The following is a 16670-nucleotide window of genomic DNA, read 5'->3' on the forward strand; positions in this document are numbered from 1 at the left end:
CGTGCTCATTGGCGCGGCAGGTGCGCCGATACGAAAACCGCCCGGCCGAGCGCCGGGCGGTTTTTTTTCGTCCGCCGCCGGCGGGCGTTACCAGCTGTAGCGGTAGCCGACCTGCCCGACGATGCCGCGCCGGTAGTCGCCGCCGATGTTGCGCGCGATCTTTGCGTTCGCGTACAGCTCGCCCGACTTGCCGAAGCCCGCGGTCACGCCGACGCCGAGCTCGTACCACGTGCGGCCGAGATGCGTCGCGAACGGCGTGCCGCCGACGACGGTCTGGCCCGGCGACAGGAAGTCGTGCAGCACGTCGGCCGTGAAGTACGGCGTGGCAGCACCGCCGCCTGAATCCGACTGGAGGTTCGGCCGGAAGATGCGTACGCCGACGCGGCCGCGCAGCGCGTTCGTCGTCGTACCCGATACCGCCGAGACGTTGTCGTTGAACCCGTTCAGCTTCAGGTACTGATACATCAGCTGCGCCTGCGGCTCGACCGCGACCGGCAGTGCGCCGATCGCGAACGGCTTGCCGACTTCCTGCGACAGCGCGATGCCGAAGCCGTTCTGCGACGCCTCGTTGCCGTAGCTGTCGCGATAGCGGTTGCCGTAGTGCGTGACCTGACCGACGCTGTCGAAGTACGTGCCGTCGGACAGGTACTTCGTCCAGTAGCCGCCGAGGCTTTGCGCGTGCATTTCGACCGAGCCCGTCGACGTCGACAGGTTGGCCGTATCGGCGCGCGCCATGTCGCTGAAGCTCGCGTTCGACACGCCGATGCTGGCCGTCACGCCCGCATGCGTGCTGCCGCCGCCGTTCGGTGCCTGGTCGAGCGTCCAGTCCTTGCCCAACTGCGCGAAGAACGTGCGCTCGTCGGCCGCGAAACGGCCCGCGTTCGCGTCGAGACTCTGGCCGCCGATGCGCCCCCACACGCCGTCGCGATTGCCCGGCTGCTGCTTTTCGAGGTTGTAGATGTCGCCGACGCGCTCGTGCAGCTTGCCCAGTGTCGAGAAGCCGTAGTCGGCGTTCAGCAGCGGCGTGAGGGCGTAGCCCGACACGCCGGGGCGATACGCGAGCGTGCCGCCGTTGCCATTTCCGTTGCCGCCGCCATCGCCGCCGCCGGACGGGTGAATCGGGTCGCCGGGGTCCGACGGATCGAGTTGCGACCGCAGGTACCAGCCGTTCGCGTCGCTCTGCCCGCCGCGATAGAGCCGGTACTCGTACGCGCCCGCCTGCACGGGGCCCGCGAGCTGGAACGCCGATGCGGTGGTCGTGCCGCCGTTGGCCGTGACGACCACCGGAATCCCGTCGCCCTTCGTCTGCGCGCCGGTGCCGGCCGTGTTGGCGATCTTCAGGCCCGTCGTGCCGCTCGCGGCGCCGCCGTTCACGATCACCCGGTCGGTCGGCGATGCGTCCGCGCCGAGGAACGTGTTGAGCGCGATCGTGCCGCCGTTGCCGACGTAGCTGCCGGTCGTCAGCGTCTTGTAACTGCTCGCGAGCGTCGGCGAACCGGTCGGCGCGGCGAATGCGACCAGGCCCGCGTTGTTCAGGCTGCTCAGTACCGAGCTGCCCGTCATGCGCCACGTGCTGGTGTTGTCGATGGTCAGCGCGACCGGGTCGATCTTGCCGGTGAGCGTCGTGCCGTTCGCGAGGAACACGTTGCCGGTGCTCGATGCGTCGGAGACGATGTCGCCGGCCAGGTTCACGGCCGACGCGGTGAAGGTGGCGTGGTTGCCGTTCGACAGGTCGAGCAACGTACCGTTGCCGGCCGTCACGACCGTGCCGTTGCGCACGGCGATGTCGGCCGTGCCGCCGCGCGCGGCGAACGCGGGCCCGGTGGCGGACGTGACGCTGCCGCCGTCGACGAGCACCGAGCTCGTCGCGCCGTTTGCGAGCGTATCGGATGTCAGCACGCCGGCCGTCGCGCCCTTGAGCGTCGTACCGGTCAACGCGAGCACGCCGCCGCTGTCGGCGGTCGCGCCGTTGCCGGCGGCGCTGGCGATCGTCGAGCCCGTATCGCCGATGCGGCCGCCGTTCTGCGCGACGAGGCCGTCGGCTGTCGTGCCCGACGTGGTGATCTTCGTACCCGACAGCAGCGCGGTCGCGCCGCCGGTCGTCACGATCGCGGCAGAACCCGCGCCGGTCGTCGCGACGGTCGTGCCGTTGGCCGCCAGCGTCGAATCCGCGCCCGACACGAAGAAGCCGCGCGCGTTGTCGCCGGTGGTCCTGACGACGGTCGCCGCATCGGCTGCGATGCGTGCGCCGGCCCCCGTCGACGACAGGCCGTCGGCGCCAGCGCCCGTCGTGCCGATCTGCGTGCCGGACAGCGCGATCGTCGCGTTCGTCCCCTGGTTGTCGATCCCCTTGCCCGAGCCGCCGACCGCGATCGACGTCGCGCCGGCCGCGAGCCCGCCGCCCGTCACGGTCGAGTCGATCAGCACGCCGTCGGCGCTGCCGTTCGCGATCACGGTGCCGGCGCCCGACAGCGCGACCGATGCGCCGGCGCCCGTCAGGTGGACGCCGGCGATGCCGTCGTCGGCTTCGATCGAACCGGTGTTGGTGAGCGTCGCCGACGCGCCCTGGACGAGCGCGCCGGTGCCGTCGGATACGCGGATCGTCGACGCGTTGCTCGCCGTGCCGAGCGTGCCGATCACGACGCCGGTCGAGCCGGCGCCCGTCAGCAGCACCGTTTCGCGGTTCTCGAGCGTGCCGAGGTTCTGCGCGACGAAGCCGGTGACACCGGCCGTCGATGACGTGACGGCGGCGTGGTTGGTGAGTGTCGTTGCGACCGGAGCGCCGGCGTTGGCGCCGGTGAGGTCGTGCGCCTGGCCGTCGACGACGCCGGCGATCGCACCGGCCGCGTTCAGGTTGATCGTCGCGCCCGCGTCGATCGTGCCTTGCGCGCCGCCTTCGACCGCGATCGCGATGCCGTTCGCGCCGTTGACGTTGTAGATCGCGTTGCCGGTCGACAGCACGGTGCCGGCATCGGTCGCGAGCACGCCGTGCGCGCGCTGGCCGTTGACGTCGGTCGTCAGCGCGCCGGCCGTCGACGTACCCGTGTAGGCCGCGCCGCCCGCGACGCGGAACAGCGTCGAATCGTCGGTGTCGACGCTGAGGTGCTGCGCGGCGACGTTGATCTTCGAGCCCGCGCCATACGCATAGAAGCCGATCTGGCTGGTGCCCGACATGAAGGCCGGCACCGCGTTGGCGCCGACGTTGATCGTCGCGCCCGAGCGTGCGTGCACGCCGATCGCGCCGGTGCCCGTCAGGTTGAGCGCGCCGTTGAGCGTGGCCGTGGCGCTCGGCCCTTCGGCCCACACGCCATAGTTGCGCGTGCCCGAGGCCGGATCGAGGCCGCCGGCGACGTTGATCGTGCCGCTCGACAGGGCGGACGTTGCCTGCGCACCGGTGCCGACGACCATGATGCCGATACCGTTCACGCCGTTCAGCGTGATGGTGCCGGTATTGGTCACGGTCGCGGCCGTGTTGGCCGCGAGCATGCCGACGTTGGCGAGCGGCGTGCCGGACGCCGCGCCGTTGACGACGATCGTGCCTGCGTTGGTCAGCGTGCCGGAGGTCGAGCCGATGCTCGCCATCGCGGCGCCGTTTTGCGTCTGCGAGCCGATCACGATCGTGCCGAGGTTGCGCGCGGTGCCGGAATCGCCGAGCAGGATGCCGTATGCGTGCGCGGCGAGCGCGACGTCGTTTGCCGTTCCGCCGGGCGCGTACTGCGCCGAGCGGCCGAGGTAGATCGTGCCGCCGGCTTCGTTCGTGAAGCTGCCGCCGGCGACTAGGCCGCCGATCACCTGGCTGTCGAGCGTCGTCGCATTGACGCCGACGTTGATCGTGCCGGCGTTCGATGCCGTCGCGCCGCCTGTCACGGCGACCGCGTAGTTCTGCAGGTTCGGCTGGTTGCCGTCGAGCGTCCACGCGCCGACGTTCATCACGCCGTTGTTGACGAACGACGTGCCCGCGCCGTTCGCAAACACGCCGTTGCCTTCGGTGTACGCGTGGAAGTCGAAGTTGTTCGGCGGCGTGCTGCCGCTCGTGTCGAAGTCGTCGCCGGACGCGTACCCGGACGAGATCACGCCGTTGTTGACGCCGCTTGCACCGCTCAGCAGGCGTACCAGCGTGAAATCGCCCGACAGGCGCCCGTCGTTGATGAAGTGCGCGCCGTTTTCCGCGAGGACAGCCGAGCTCGAGACGATCGTGTTGGTGCCGCGGAAGTCGATCTGGCCGTCCTTGCCGATCTGCAGTGTCGCGTTCGCGCCCGTGCCGTGCATCGCCGACAGGAAATCGATCGGCAGCGTGTTCTTGTCGCCCGAGGACACGTTGTTCTGATACTGGAAGGTTTGCTGCGAGAACGTGACCGCCTGGCTGAACGCGCTGTCGTAGGCGGCCTGCGAGCCGAGCGCGCCGCTTTGCACCGAGCGCACGAGAAAGTCGTTGTACGCGGCGAGCGATGTGGCGTCGGTGACCTTCCACGTGCTGCCGTCGAACGCGGTGAAGGTGCCCGCGTAGGCCGGCACGTCGAGCTGGCGGCTGCCGATGGCGCCGCCGTTCGCGAGGTAGTCGCCGGTGGTGAACTGGATCTGGTTGCGCGAGTTCCAGTTGACGGTGCTCGTCGTGGCGCCCGTGCCGTCCGCGAAGGTCAGGTCGGTCCCCTTCGCGGCCATCGAGATCGCGTTGCCGGCTGCATCGGGCGCGTTCGCCGCATTGCCGATCGACACGTTGAGCGTACCGCCGGTGGCGGTGACGGTGCCGATGCGCGTGTTCACATACTGGTTGCCGTTCACGTCGTGGTAGACGGGCACCTCGGTCGCGCCGGCCGTCGACGCGGAGAACGCGGACGAGTCGTAGGTCGCGACCGACGTGCGGGTGCCGGTGATCGAATCGGGCGTGCTGACGCTGTGCGTCTTGCCGCCGAGCGACAGCAGCGGCTGGTTCGGGTTGCCCGACACGATGGTCGTGCTGCCGATCGGCGTGAGCGTGTAGCCCGGGTCGCCGCCGGCGCCGGTCCATGCACCCGACACGCCGACGGTGTCGCCACCCGAGACGGTGGCGGAGCCTGCCAGGTTGTCGTTGACCGTCGGGCTGAAACTGCCGGGCGCGCAGGTGCCGCCGTTCGCGACAGCCGTGCCGCCGCCGCAGGTCGATGCGTGCGCGGAACCGGCCGACAGCGCGGCCAGCAACGCGCCGAATGCCACGATGCGAAGCGAGGTCCGGTGCGTGGCCGCGTGTGCGGCGCGGTGGCGCGTGCCGGACGAACTACCCGAACGTTTGCCGCGCGCCCGTGCCGTTTCCGCAACCGCGACCCAGCAGCCGGTGGTCTCGCTCCATATCGATCGAAATGAATGATTCACGACAAGCCCCTCTCTCTTCTTTTGATGTGGTTTTCACTGCGGCGCAGTGAAATCGCAATCCGCGGTGGAGAATGGCGTGAATGGGTGTGCGGCGGCCGTGGCCGTTTCTCCACCAATCGCAATTCGTTACACCGAGGATGGGCGGAGTCTATTGATCGGGCGGGTGATGGATTGTCGGGAAGCTAACAAATGCGGCAATCATGCCGTTTTCATCGAATATATTTTGATTGTGTGATGAATCGAACTGAAAGCCTTGATGGATAAGGGTTTGGTGGATTTGAGCGATATCGATTCGCGATTGCTGGATCGGTGAGGTGGCGCACGGTTTTAGCCAGGCTGGTGCGTTAAAATACCGCTCCCGGATTATGTGCAGGCTGGACGTCGAATTTTGTTTTTTCTTTTGATTTATTTTCGTTTGAAGATAAATCAAATCGGGAAAATGTGGCGCGGCGTCGCTTCGATTTACCGGGCCGGGGTCCGGATGAAGCGAATTCGGCGCTCGGATGGGCGATTCGTTCCGATGGCGAACGTTACTGTATCGCCTGCGCACGACGCCACCGCCGCGATCGGGCGCGGCGAGCCTTCGATTTGCCGCGCAGTAGCGAAAAGATGAAGGGAAGAGGGCGCTGGCGCGCCGGGCTCAGAAGTCGATTGCGTCGTCGGAATCGACTTCTGCGGCCGTGGCGAGCGCCTCGCGTGCGTCGCGCGGCGCCGATGCCGACGCGTCGAGCGCCGGATTGCGCAGCTTCTCGAGCACGCGTTCGGGCACCGGGATCTGCATCCGTGCGGCGACGTCGCCGCACTGGAACATGATCAGCTCGCCCGGCTCGAATGCGGTCCAGACCTCGTTGTCCGTGAGCGGCTGCGTCGCGATCACCGCGACGCGATCCTCGGGCGTCGTGTATTTCGCGAAGTCGATCGACAGGTCTTCGTCGACGAGATGCGCGGTCGAGAACGGCCAGCGCCGCACGAGGTAGTGCAGCCGCGTCGAGCAGTGCGCGAACAGCGCCTGGCCGTTCGACATCAGGAAGTTGAACACGCCGTGATCGGTGATCCCGCGCGTCAGCTCGCCGACGCGCTCGAACAGTTCGGGCAACGGCGGCTGCGCGCCGGGGAATGCTGCGCGCAGTCCCTGCATCAGCACGCAGAATGCCTGTTCGCTGTCGGTCGTGCCGACCGGATGGTAGACGCTGCCGTCCATGTCCGGTGCGTAGTCCTGCAGGTCGCCGTTATGCGCGAAGATCCAGTGCCGGCCCCACAGCTCGCGCATGAACGGATGGCTGTTCTCGAGCAGGATGTGGCCTTGCGTCGCCTTGCGGATGTGCGCGATCGTGTTCTTGGACTTGATCGGGTAGCGCTTCACCATTTCGGCGATCGGCGACGTGGCCGAGGCCTGGTGATCGATGAACAGGCGGCAGGCTTTATCTTCGAAGAACGCGATGCCCCAGCCGTCGGCGTGGTGATCGGTGAGCCCGCCCCGGGCCGCGAAACCTGTGAAGGAGAATGTGACGTCCGTCGGCGCGGCGCAGTTCATTCCTAAGAGTTGGCACATTTTACTTGGGGCAGCAGGCTGAGGCGGGGGGTAACGAACCGGGCGAACCCCGGTACAATGCGGCTTCTAGCATATCACCGAGCCCTGAGCGGTAAAAAGCGGATTCCGCTGGCCAAAGGCCCCGTGTTGCGGTTTGCCGTCAGTCGGCCCGCGGCACGCGTGTTCCGGCCCCGCCGACGGCCAGCCCGTTCCTCACGACGCCTCCTATGACTGCCTCGAACGCTTCTTCCCCGGCGACGCTCTCGCTCGCCCGTCCCGACGACTGGCACCTGCACCTGCGAGACGGCGACATGCTGGCCGCCGTGCTGCCGCACACCGCACGCCAGTTCGGCCGTGCAATCGTCATGCCGAACCTGAAGCCGCCGGTGACGACCACCGCGCAGGCGCAGGCCTATCGCGAGCGCATCCTCGCCGCGCTGCCGGCCGGGATGACGTTCGAACCGCTGATGACGCTGTACCTGACCGACAACACGCCGCCCGACGAGATCCGCCGCGCGCGCGAAAGCGGCTTCGTGCACGGCGTGAAGCTGTATCCGGCCGGCGCGACGACGAATTCCGACCACGGCGTCACCGATCTCGCGAAATGCGCGAAGACGCTCGAGGCGATGCAGGAAACTGGCATGCCGCTGCTGGTGCACGGCGAAGTGACCGATGCGTCGATCGACCTGTTCGACCGCGAGAAGGTCTTCATCGACCGCGTGATGACGCCGCTGCGCCGCGATTTCCCGGGCCTGAAGGTCGTGTTCGAACACATCACGACGAAGGATGCGGCCGACTACGTGCGCGACGCCGACGCGGCGCCCGGCCTGCTCGGCGCGACGATCACCGCGCATCACCTGCTGTACAACCGCAATGCGCTGTTCGTCGGCGGGATTCGCCCGCATTACTACTGCCTGCCGGTGCTGAAGCGCGAGACGCATCGCGTCGCGCTCGTCGAGGCCGCGACGTCGGGCAACCCGCGCTTCTTCCTCGGTACCGACAGCGCGCCGCATGCGCGCGACGCGAAGGAAACCGCGTGCGGCTGCGCGGGCTGCTACACGGCGCTGCATGCGCTCGAACTGTATGCGGAAGCGTTCGACACGGCCGGCGCGCTCGACAAGCTGGAAGGCTTCGCGAGCTTCTTCGGCGCCGATTTCTACGGGCTGCCGCGCAGCGCCGAGACGGTCACGCTGCGTCGCGAGGCATGGGAGCTGCCGCGCGAGATCTTCGCAGGCGATACGCCCGTCGTGCCGCTGCGCGGCGGCGAGACGATCGGCTGGAAACTGGCGTGACGGTCGCACCGCCGAGCGCGCCCGGCCACACGGCCGGCCGCGCTCGGTGCTAGAATGCGCGTCGCAAAGCAGGCCAGGCAGTCGCGGCCTCGCCGCCTTCGGGCGCGCGGGGGCGAGGAAAGTCCGGACTCCACAGGGCAGGGTGATGGCTAACGGCCATCCGTGGCGACACGCGGAACAGGGCAACAGAAAGCAAACCGCCGATGGCCCGGCGCAAGCCGGGATCAGGTAAGGGTGAAACGGTGCGGTAAGAGCGCACCGCGGCGACGGCGACGTTCGCCGGCACGGTAACCTCCACCCGGAGCAATTCCAAGTAGGCAGGCGCGCATTTTCGGATGCAGGACGGGGCCCCCGTCTCGTCTGCGGGTAGGAAGCTTGAGCGCGTCAGCAATGGCGCGCCTAGAGGAATGGCTGCCACGCGTTGCGTGCTTCGGCGCGCAGCGTGCACAGAATCCGGCTTATCGGCCTGCTTTGCCGTTCGAATGCGAAAGGGCCGGCGTCTCCCCACGGAGCGCCGGCCCTTTTTTCATGCGCGCTCTTCATGCGCGCTCGCCGTGTGTTCAGGCGGCGACGATGTCGAACGAATGCGTGAGTTCGGCCGTCTTCGCGATCATGATCGACGCGGAGCAATACTTGTCGTGCGACAGGTTGATCGCGCGCTCGACCGTGGACGGGTTCAGGTTGCGCCCGGTGACGGTGAAGTGGAAGTGCACCTTCGTGAATACCTTCGGATCTTCGCTCGCGCGCTCGGCCTTCAGCGTGACCGAGCAGCCGCTGACTTCCTGGCGGCTCTTCTTCAGGATCAGCACGACGTCATAGGCCGTGCAGCCGCCGGTGCCGAGCAGCACCATTTCCATCGGGCGCGGCGCGAGGTTGTGGCCGCCGCCTTCGGGCGCGCCATCCATCGTGACGAGGTGGCCGCTGCCGGTCTCGGCGGAAAACGCCATGCCGTCCTGGCCCATCCAGCTTACTTTGCATTCCATGCTTGCACTCCAGCGTTGCCTGATTCGGATTCGATCCGGCATTGTAGCCCGCTGAGCAACGGTCGGCTGATGCGCTGCACGACGCGTAATGCCGGAGCCGCGCGAGCCGCGTGCCGGACGGCCAATTCCCGCTCGAATTTAGGGGTTTTGCTCTAGAAGAGGGCGGTTTCTGACCCCGTCATACGGTATCAGGTGTTTGATTTTAAAGGGGAAACCAATTTTTCAAACGGGTTTCCTTAAATTCCGCATTATGGTGTTTGATTTCGCAATGCAAATTTTCTTGTGGAGTCGGCGACGCGTTCGTATAATGAGCCTCATTGGTTGTCGCGCTGCGGCAACCTCCGAATGTCTCCTCCACCCTCCTCCTATGGTGGATTAAGCCCGAACCAGCCGTTCGGGCTTTTTTTCGTCCCATGCAAACATCGGCGCGCGGCTTGCGCGCCCCGGCATCGTTACACCGGTTGCTTGGCGGCCGGCTGCGATGTCGCGCCGGGCAGCGTGCCGGGCGAGCGTGCATCAGGTGCCGGCGCGTGGACGGCCGACGCATGGCCGTGCCCGCGTGCGCAGAAATGACGGACGCGTTCGCGCACCGCGCGCAGGCGGGCGACGCGATCCTCGGCGTGGGCGGCGCGGGCTTCGGCAATGCGTGTATCGAGTGCGTCGAGCTTGGCTTCGCAGTCGGCGCGGGCGGCGACGGCAGGCGCCGCGGCGGCCAGCAGCGCGGCCGTGAGGAAGGGCGTAAGTCGTTGATTCATCATGCTTGTTTGTTGTTTTCCAGATTCGGCCGGTCTGGCGCGGGATGGTCATGTGCCGCGCGTCGATGGGTGCCTCCCCGGGCGCTCGGTTCGCCTGGCTTGTCGGGGCACGAACGGATTTTGGCCCATTTCGGCGCCCGTGGACACGGGATGTGGATTCCCTTTGACCGCGTTGCCGTATTTCCTTTATAATTCAGGGCTTTTCCGCATTCATGCCCACGGAAAAAGAACAGGGAGAGCCTGCACCGCGCCTCGAAGCGCACACAGACAAGCAGGAAGAACACATCGGGCAAAGCAATTTTTTTGGATCGATCATGAAGACGTTTTCCGCAAAAGCCCATGAGGTGACGCGCGAATGGTACGTGATTGACGCGACGGATAAGGTTCTCGGCCGTGTTGCCAGCGAAGTGGCACGCCGTCTGCGCGGCAAGCACAAGCCTGAGTTCACCCCGCACGTCGACACTGGTGATTTCATCATCATCATCAACGCAAGCAAGTTGAAGGTCACGGGCAACAAGACTCTGGACAAGAAGTACTACCGTCACTCGGGTTACCCGGGCGGTATCTATGAAACGACGTTCGGCAAGATGCAAGAACGCTTCCCGGGCCGTGCGCTCGAGAAAGCGGTCAAGGGCATGCTGCCGAAGGGCCCGCTCGGCTACGCGATGATCAAGAAGCTGAAGGTCTACGCTGAAGCTACGCATCCGCATTCGGCTCAACAGCCGAAGGCGCTCGAGATCTAAGGGGAGCCCACATGATCGGTAACTGGAACTACGGTACGGGCCGCCGCAAGAGCGCAGTCGCACGTGTCTTCATCAAGGCTGGCAAGGGCGACATCATCGTCAACGGCAAGCCCATCGCTGACTACTTCTCGCGCGAAACGTCGCTGATGATCGTGCGTCAACCGCTGGAACTCACGAACCACGGCCAGACGTTCGACATCAAGGTCAACGTCAACGGCGGCGGCGAAACGGGTCAGGCAGGTGCAGTGCGCCACGGTATCACCCGTGCACTGATCGACTACGATGCGACGCTGAAGCCGTCGCTGTCGAGCGCAGGCTTCGTCACGCGCGATGCACGTGAAGTCGAGCGTAAGAAGGTTGGTCTGCGCAAGGCACGCCGCGCAAAGCAGTTCTCGAAGCGTTAATTCCGCTTCATGGCCTCGCCGCTCCCGGGCGGCGTCCGCCGGAAAAACCGCCAGTGTTCGCGCTGGCGGTTTTTTTATGTCTGTCTCCAGGCGCGTGCTGCCGCGGCCCGCGCGGGCGTGTTTGATGAAATCGACAAGAACCTATTGATTTCATGGACTTCAGCACGATCTTCTGATCGGCCCTACAATAGCGGCTAAAGCTTTTTGGAGAGTTCGCAATGAACGCTGTTACCGAATCCGCAGCAACGACGGCCGAAATGCCGGTTCCGTTCGTCTTCACCGACGCCGCAGCCGACAAGGTCAAGCAACTGATCGACGAAGAGGGCAATCCCGACCTGAAGCTGCGCGTGTTCGTGCAGGGCGGCGGCTGCTCCGGCTTCCAGTATGGCTTCACGTTCGACGAGGAAGTCAACGAGGACGACACCGTGATGAACAAGAACGGCGTCCAGCTCCTGATCGACTCGATGAGCTACCAGTACCTGGTCGGCGCAGAGATCGACTACAAGGACGACCTCAACGGCGCCCAGTTCGTGATCAAGAACCCGAACGCGAGCACCACCTGCGGGTGCGGTTCGTCGTTCTCGGTCTGAGCACACGGCTGATCCGACCCGGTTCGCCGGAATGAAAAACGGGGCTTCATGCCCCGTTTTTTTATGCCCGTTCGCAATGGCGATGCGGTGCCCGCCGTATGGCAGGCGCCGCGTCAGCGCGGATAGAGCGCGCCGAGCACGCGGTTGCCGGCCGCACCGGTGACCGTCGCGAGATTGCCGGGCTGGCGCGCGGTGAAACGGTACGCGAGCCACGCGAACGCGAGCGCCTCGACCTGCTGCGGCGGCACGCCGAGCGTGGCTGTCGTATCGACCGTGGCCGGCACGCCGGCCTCGCGCAGCGCGTGCCGGAGCGCGTCGAGCAGCACCGGATTGCGTGCGCCGCCGCCGCAGACGAACACGGCCTTGCAGCCGGCTGCGTGTTGCGCGATCTCGCGTGCGACCGACACGGCGGTAAGCGCGGTGAGGGTCGCCTGCACGTCCTCCGGCGCAACCTGTGCGAACGCGGCGAGCTTCGCGTCGAGCCATGCGGGATTGAACAGGTCGCGCCCGGTGCTTTTCGGCGGCGGAGCAGCGAAATACGGTTCGTCGAGCAGCGCGTCGAGCAGCGGCGCGTGGACGGTGCCGCGCGCGGCGAACTTGCCGCCGTCGTCGTACGGCTTGCCGAGATGGCGGGTCGCCCATTCGTCGAGGAGCGCATTCGCGGGGCCGCAGTCGAAGCCGCGCACGTCGCCGCCTTCGCCGGGCAGAATCGTGATGTTGCTGATCCCGCCGAGATTGCAGACGACGCGCGTCTCGCCCGGCGCGCCGAACACCGTGGCATGGAAGGCCGGCGCGAGCGGCGCGCCGTGGCCGCCTGCCGCGACGTCGCGGCTGCGGAAATCGGCGATCACGTCGACCTGGGTCAGCTCGGCGAGCAGGGCCGGATTGTTGATCTGCCGCGTATAGCCGCGCTCGGGGCGATGGCGCACGGTCTGGCCGTGCACGCCGATCGCGCGGATCTCGTCGCGCGACAGTCCGGCCGTGCGCTGCAATTCGTGGCAGCACACCGCGTAGCGCGTGACCAGTGCGTTCGCCGCGAGCGATTCGCGGTCGATCTCGTCGTCGCCGGGCTGCTGCAGCGCGAACAGCGCGTCGCGCAGCGATTGCGCGAAGCCGACGAACGCTTCCGCGAGCACGACCGGTGCCTTGCCGGCCTCGAAACGCACGGCGACGCCATCGACGCCGTCCATGCTGGTTCCCGACATCAGCCCGAAGTAGATGCCGTCGGCCGGATGGGCGTTTTGCGGCTGTCGTTGCGGCACGTTGGGTTCTCCTGGATCGTGCGGCGCGGGCCGGTGCCGCGCGCCTTGCGCCCGATTATCCGCGCAACGTGACGCGCCGTTAAGCGATGGGCGCGCAAGTTATGGGAAAATCCCTGTCTTTGCGACATTCTTCCTGGCACCGATGAGCACCGAACCCAGTTCCAAGCCTGTTTTCCCGATCACCGACGAAGTCCGGCATGCGCTCGCCGTCACGAAGCGCGGCGTCGACGAGCTGCTGGTCGAGGAAGAGTTCGCGCAGAAGCTCGCGCGCAGCGCGGCGACGGGCACGCCGCTTCGCATCAAGCTCGGCCTCGACCCGACGGCGCCTGACATCCACATCGGCCATACGGTCGTGCTGAACAAGATGCGTCAGCTGCAGGACCTCGGCCACACGGTGATCTTCCTGATCGGCGATTTCACGTCGCTGATCGGCGACCCGTCGGGCCGCAACGCGACGCGCCCGCCGCTCACGCGCGAGCAGATCGAGTCGAACGCGAAGACCTACTTCGAGCAGGCCGCACTCGTGCTCGACCGCGACAAGACCGAAATCCGCTACAACAGCGAATGGTCGATGCCGCTCGGCGCGGACGGGATGATCAAGCTCGCGTCGCGCTACACGGTCGCGCGGATCCTCGAGCGCGAGGATTTCACGAAGCGCTTCCAGGGCGGCGTGCCGATCTCGATCCACGAATTCCTGTACCCGCTGATGCAGGGCTACGACTCGGTCGCGCTGAACGCCGACCTCGAGCTCGGCGGCACCGACCAGAAGTTCAACCTGCTGGTCGGCCGCGAACTGCAGAAGCAGTACGGCCAGGAACAGCAGTGCATTCTGACGATGCCGCTGCTCGAAGGTCTCGACGGCGTCGAGAAGATGTCGAAGTCGAAGGGCAACTACGTCGGCATCAGCGAGCAGCCGACCGACATGTTCGGCAAGCTGATGAGCATCTCGGACACGCTGATGTGGCGGTACTTCGAACTGCTGTCGTTCCGCCCGATGGACGAGATCGGCGGCTTCAAGCGCGAGATCGAAGGCGGCCGCAACCCGCGCGACTTCAAGGTGCTGCTCGCGCAGGAAATCGTCGCGCGCTTCCACTCGCAAGCCGACGCCGAGCGTGCGCTCGAAGATTTCAACCACCGCGCGAAGGGCGGCGTGCCGGACGACATTCCGTCGGTCACGCTCGCGGGCGCGCCGCTGGCGATCGGCCAGTTGCTGAAGCAGGCCGGCCTCGTGCCGTCGACGAGCGAGGCGCTGCGCAACATCGAGCAGGGCGGCGTGAAGATCGATGGCGCGACCGTGTCGGACAAGGGCCTGAAGGTCGAAGCCGGCGAGTTCGTCGTGCAGGTCGGCAAGCGCCGCTTCGCGCGCGTCACGCTGACCGCATGATCGCGCTGATCCAGCGCGTGAAGCGCGCCGACGTGCGCGTCGGCGACCGTACGACCGGCGAGATCGGCGCGGGCCTGCTCGCGCTGGTCTGCGCGGAGCGCGGCGACACCGACGCAGCGGCCGACAAGCTGCTCGCGAAGATGCTCGGCTATCGCGTGTTCAGCGACGCCGCCGGCAAGATGAACCTGCCGGTATCGAATATCGACGGTGAGGGCCGCGCGGGCGGCCTGCTGCTCGTGTCGCAGTTCACGCTGGCGGCCGATACCAACAGCGGGCTGCGTCCGAGCTTTACGCCGGCCGCGCCGCCCGACGAAGGCGCGCGGCTGTTCGACTATTTCGTCGCGGCCGCGCGTGCGCGCCATCCGGTCGTCGAGACGGGCGAGTTCGGCGCCGACATGCAGGTGTCGCTCGTCAACGACGGCCCCGTGACATTCTGGCTGCAAGTGCGGCCCTGATTCTTCCCCGGAGACGCGCCGCGATGGCCACCACGCAGATTCTTTTCATCCGCCATGGCGAGACGGCCTGGAATCGCATCAAGCGCATCCAGGGTCATATCGACATCCCGCTGGCCGAAACAGGCCTCGAGCAGGCACAGAAGCTGGCCGCGCGGCTCGCACGCGACGCGCGTGACGGCGCACGGCTCGACGCGATCTATTCGAGCGACCTGATGCGCGCGCAGCAGACTGCGCAGCCGTTCGCCGACGCGCTCGGGCTTTCGCTGCGGCTGCGGGAAGGGCTGCGCGAACGCTCGTACGGCCAGTTTCAGGGGCACGACAGTGCCGAGATCGAGACGCTGTTCCCCGACGCCTACGCGGCCTGGCAGACGCGCGACCCCGGCTTCGCGCCGGAGGGCGGCGAGTCGCAGCGCGAGTTCTACCACCGCGTGCTGCATGCGCTCGAACCGATCGTCGCCGAGCATCCGGGCGGCCGGATCGCGTGCGTCGCGCATGGCGGCGTGCTCGATTGCGTCTATCGTTTCGCGAACGGCATCGAGCTGTCGGCGCCGCGCAACTATCAACTGCTCAACACGAGCATCAACGTCGTCGATTACGTCGATGGCCGCGCGCAAGTCGTGCAGTGGGCCGACGTGTCGCACCTGGACGCGGCAAGCGACGACGACGGGTACCGCAAGGTGCTCTGAGCCAGCAGGCCCCGTCCGGCATTGCCGGCCGGGGTGTCCTTCCTGCGTGGCGGTTGCCGCTTGCCTTACTGCGGCAGCGCGTGGCGCGTCTTGTAGTCGAGCGCGTACGCGATCTTGCCGGGCTTGTCCGCCGTGATCGGCTGGCGCAGCTTGTCGAACTCCCCCTTGCTGTATTTCTTCCCGCCGTTGATCGCGTCCGCGCGGCCGAGGTCGGCGCCCGTCTTGCCGTCGATCACCGGGTCCGTGGCCGCGACCATGCGCGTCGACGCATTCCAGACCGCGTTCAGGTAGCCCGTGTCGGCCTTCGCCGGATCCGGGTCGGTTGTGCCGGCGCGCGTCAGGTCATAGCCGGTGAGCGCGAACGTGCCCGGTTGCGCGCGCAGCCAGTCGGCCCAGTAGAACTCGAGATAGTCGGTCGCTTGTGCGGGCTTGCTGTAGCCGATGTCGCGCGTGAAATAGACGAGCGAGCGGTAGCGGTCGTTCGTCATCCCGAGTTTCAGGCCGAGCCCGGTCGGCAGTTGCGCGGTCGTGATCGGCTTGCCTTCGCCGTTCTTGAGGCGCAGATAGCCGCGGCTCTGCATCTGCTGCCAGAACGCGTCGCCCGAGTAGTCGCTGAGGTTGTCCTTGACGACGACGTGTACGTGCAGCGCCGGGCCGCCGTCGGGCGTCTCGTAGTAGGTCGACAGGCCGTGATGGCCGTCGGTCAGGTACAGCGCATCGCCATTCGGGCCGATCACGACCGGGTTCAGCACCGAGCGGTCGCGGGCGTTCGCATCGGTGGTCGTGCACGTGTAGCTCGCGGGATCGCGCAGCGTCGACTTGGCCGTATAGCCGCTCGATGCGACGCCGACGAGGCCTTCGTCCGCGCAGAAGTCGTCAAATTTCTTGTCGGGCTGCAGTTCGTAGCGGCCGAGCTTGTAGTAGATCTGGTCGTAGCCGATCGCGCCCTGCGTCGGGTGGAGGTCGCCGAGCGTCACGTCGATCAGGTCGCCCGCGCGAGCGGCCTTCCACTTGCCCGGTTGCGGCGTGACGGTGGCCGGCGGCGTGGGGGCCGGCGTGGTCGGGGTGCCGCCGGATGGCGTTTGCGCGTCCGAACGCGCGACGGCGGCGACATCGTCGCCTCCGCAGGCGGAAAGGGCGAAAACGGTGGACAGGCTGGCGGCAAGGGCGAAACGGATCGGCAGGCGTGGCATCGCGGGCATCGGGTGTCGGTCGGGTGGGCGGGACACCGCGCGG

At 66.9% G+C, this 16670-nt stretch carries 13 protein-coding genes and 1 other RNA gene; 8 read left to right on the plus strand and 6 right to left on the minus strand.

Annotation, left to right across the window (positions count from 1 at the left end):
* Positions 1 to 87: 87 nt before the first annotated feature.
* A complete protein-coding gene (locus tag BCEP18194_RS08905; protein ID WP_011350950.1) occupies positions 88 to 5349 on the minus strand; it encodes an autotransporter outer membrane beta-barrel domain-containing protein in 5262 nt (1753 codons plus the stop codon).
* A gap of 640 nt (positions 5350 to 5989) precedes the next feature.
* Positions 5990 to 6901: a class II glutamine amidotransferase gene (locus BCEP18194_RS08910; RefSeq protein ID WP_011350952.1), complete on the minus strand. Its 912-nt coding sequence runs from the start codon at positions 6899 to 6901 to the stop codon at positions 5990 to 5992.
* Positions 6902 to 7107: 206 nt separating this feature from the next.
* On the opposite strand from BCEP18194_RS08910, the gene pyrC reads away from it, so the two are divergent.
* Together pyrC and rnpB are read left to right on the plus strand one after the other, a co-directional pair.
* Positions 7108 to 8172, plus strand: a complete 1065-nt coding sequence (pyrC, locus tag BCEP18194_RS08915; protein ID WP_011350953.1) for a dihydroorotase — start codon at positions 7108 to 7110, stop codon at positions 8170 to 8172.
* Positions 8173 to 8237: 65 nt separating this feature from the next.
* Positions 8238 to 8649, plus strand: an RNA gene (gene rnpB, locus BCEP18194_RS38780) — RNase P RNA component class A.
* A gap of 83 nt (positions 8650 to 8732) precedes the next feature.
* Here the strand turns inward: rnpB and BCEP18194_RS08920 are convergent.
* Together BCEP18194_RS08920 and BCEP18194_RS08925 are read right to left on the minus strand one after the other, a co-directional pair.
* Positions 8733 to 9197: an OsmC family protein gene (locus tag BCEP18194_RS08920; protein WP_081436573.1), complete on the minus strand. Its 465-nt coding sequence runs from the start codon at positions 9195 to 9197 to the stop codon at positions 8733 to 8735.
* A 410-nt stretch (positions 9198 to 9607) separates the two neighbouring features.
* Positions 9608 to 9913 (minus strand): DUF1090 family protein, encoded by a 306-nt coding sequence (locus tag BCEP18194_RS08925; protein WP_011350955.1) that lies wholly within the window; start codon positions 9911 to 9913, stop codon positions 9608 to 9610.
* Between the two features lie 311 nt (positions 9914 to 10224).
* Here BCEP18194_RS08925 and rplM point away from each other — a divergent pair, with 311 nt between their 5' ends.
* The 3 genes from rplM (at position 10225) to erpA (ending at position 11647) form a co-directional block, all read left to right on the plus strand.
* On the plus strand, positions 10225 to 10653 hold the full coding sequence (rplM, locus tag BCEP18194_RS08930; protein ID WP_009687896.1) for a 50S ribosomal protein L13: 429 nt from the start codon (positions 10225 to 10227) through the stop codon (positions 10651 to 10653).
* Between the two features lie 11 nt (positions 10654 to 10664).
* Complete coding sequence (rpsI, locus tag BCEP18194_RS08935; protein ID WP_006476904.1) at positions 10665 to 11057, plus strand: 30S ribosomal protein S9; 393 nt, start codon at positions 10665 to 10667, stop codon at positions 11055 to 11057.
* A 218-nt stretch (positions 11058 to 11275) separates the two neighbouring features.
* Positions 11276 to 11647, plus strand: coding sequence for an iron-sulfur cluster insertion protein ErpA (erpA, locus tag BCEP18194_RS08940; protein WP_011350956.1), 372 nt, complete (start codon positions 11276 to 11278; stop codon positions 11645 to 11647).
* Between the two features lie 113 nt (positions 11648 to 11760).
* Here erpA and BCEP18194_RS08945 read toward each other — a convergent pair whose 3' ends face one another.
* The gene (locus BCEP18194_RS08945; protein ID WP_041492740.1) at positions 11761 to 12909 is read right to left on the minus strand and encodes an anhydro-N-acetylmuramic acid kinase; all 1149 of its coding nucleotides are present in this window, start codon (positions 12907 to 12909) and stop codon (positions 11761 to 11763) included.
* Between the two features lie 142 nt (positions 12910 to 13051).
* Here BCEP18194_RS08945 and tyrS point away from each other — a divergent pair, with 142 nt between their 5' ends.
* The 3 genes from tyrS to BCEP18194_RS08960 are packed head-to-tail and all read left to right on the plus strand — an operon-like array spanning position 13052 to position 15434.
* Positions 13052 to 14293 carry a tyrosine--tRNA ligase gene (gene tyrS, locus BCEP18194_RS08950; RefSeq protein WP_011350958.1) on the plus strand — a complete coding sequence of 414 codons (1242 nt, stop codon included), beginning with the start codon at positions 13052 to 13054 and terminating at the stop codon, positions 14291 to 14293.
* Entirely contained in the window at positions 14290 to 14748 is a 459-nt protein-coding gene (gene dtd, locus BCEP18194_RS08955) for a D-aminoacyl-tRNA deacylase (RefSeq protein ID WP_011350959.1), read from the plus strand. Before tyrS ends, dtd begins: the two co-directional genes overlap by 4 nt.
* A gap of 23 nt (positions 14749 to 14771) precedes the next feature.
* On the plus strand, positions 14772 to 15434 hold the full coding sequence (locus BCEP18194_RS08960; protein WP_011350960.1) for a histidine phosphatase family protein: 663 nt from the start codon (positions 14772 to 14774) through the stop codon (positions 15432 to 15434).
* Positions 15435 to 15499: 65 nt separating this feature from the next.
* On the opposite strand, the gene BCEP18194_RS08965 is transcribed toward BCEP18194_RS08960, so the two are convergent.
* Positions 15500 to 16627, minus strand: coding sequence for a ParB/Srx family N-terminal domain-containing protein (locus BCEP18194_RS08965; RefSeq protein ID WP_041493008.1), 1128 nt, complete (start codon positions 16625 to 16627; stop codon positions 15500 to 15502).
* Between the last annotated feature and the right edge of the window lie 43 nt (positions 16628 to 16670).

The sequence above is a fragment of the Burkholderia lata genome, assembly GCF_000012945.1.
GTDB classification, from domain to species: Bacteria; Pseudomonadota; Gammaproteobacteria; order Burkholderiales; family Burkholderiaceae; genus Burkholderia; species Burkholderia lata.

Coding starts and splice junctions, on each gene's coding strand:
- BCEP18194_RS08910 (WP_011350952.1), bottom strand. CDS start 6,901: ATGTGCCAACTCTTAGGAATGAACTGCGCCGCGCCGACGGACGTCACA.
- pyrC (WP_011350953.1), top strand. CDS start 7,108: ATGACTGCCTCGAACGCTTCTTCCCCGGCGACGCTCTCGCTCGCCCGT.
- BCEP18194_RS08920 (WP_081436573.1), bottom strand. CDS start 9,197: ATGCCGGATCGAATCCGAATCAGGCAACGCTGGAGTGCAAGCATGGAA.
- BCEP18194_RS08925 (WP_011350955.1), bottom strand. CDS start 9,913: ATGATGAATCAACGACTTACGCCCTTCCTCACGGCCGCGCTGCTGGCC.
- rplM (WP_009687896.1), top strand. CDS start 10,225: ATGAAGACGTTTTCCGCAAAAGCCCATGAGGTGACGCGCGAATGGTAC.
- rpsI (WP_006476904.1), top strand. CDS start 10,665: ATGATCGGTAACTGGAACTACGGTACGGGCCGCCGCAAGAGCGCAGTC.
- erpA (WP_011350956.1), top strand. CDS start 11,276: ATGAACGCTGTTACCGAATCCGCAGCAACGACGGCCGAAATGCCGGTT.
- tyrS (WP_011350958.1), top strand. CDS start 13,052: ATGAGCACCGAACCCAGTTCCAAGCCTGTTTTCCCGATCACCGACGAA.
- dtd (WP_011350959.1), top strand. CDS start 14,290: ATGATCGCGCTGATCCAGCGCGTGAAGCGCGCCGACGTGCGCGTCGGC.
- BCEP18194_RS08960 (WP_011350960.1), top strand. CDS start 14,772: ATGGCCACCACGCAGATTCTTTTCATCCGCCATGGCGAGACGGCCTGG.
- BCEP18194_RS08965 (WP_041493008.1), bottom strand. CDS start 16,627: ATGCCACGCCTGCCGATCCGTTTCGCCCTTGCCGCCAGCCTGTCCACC.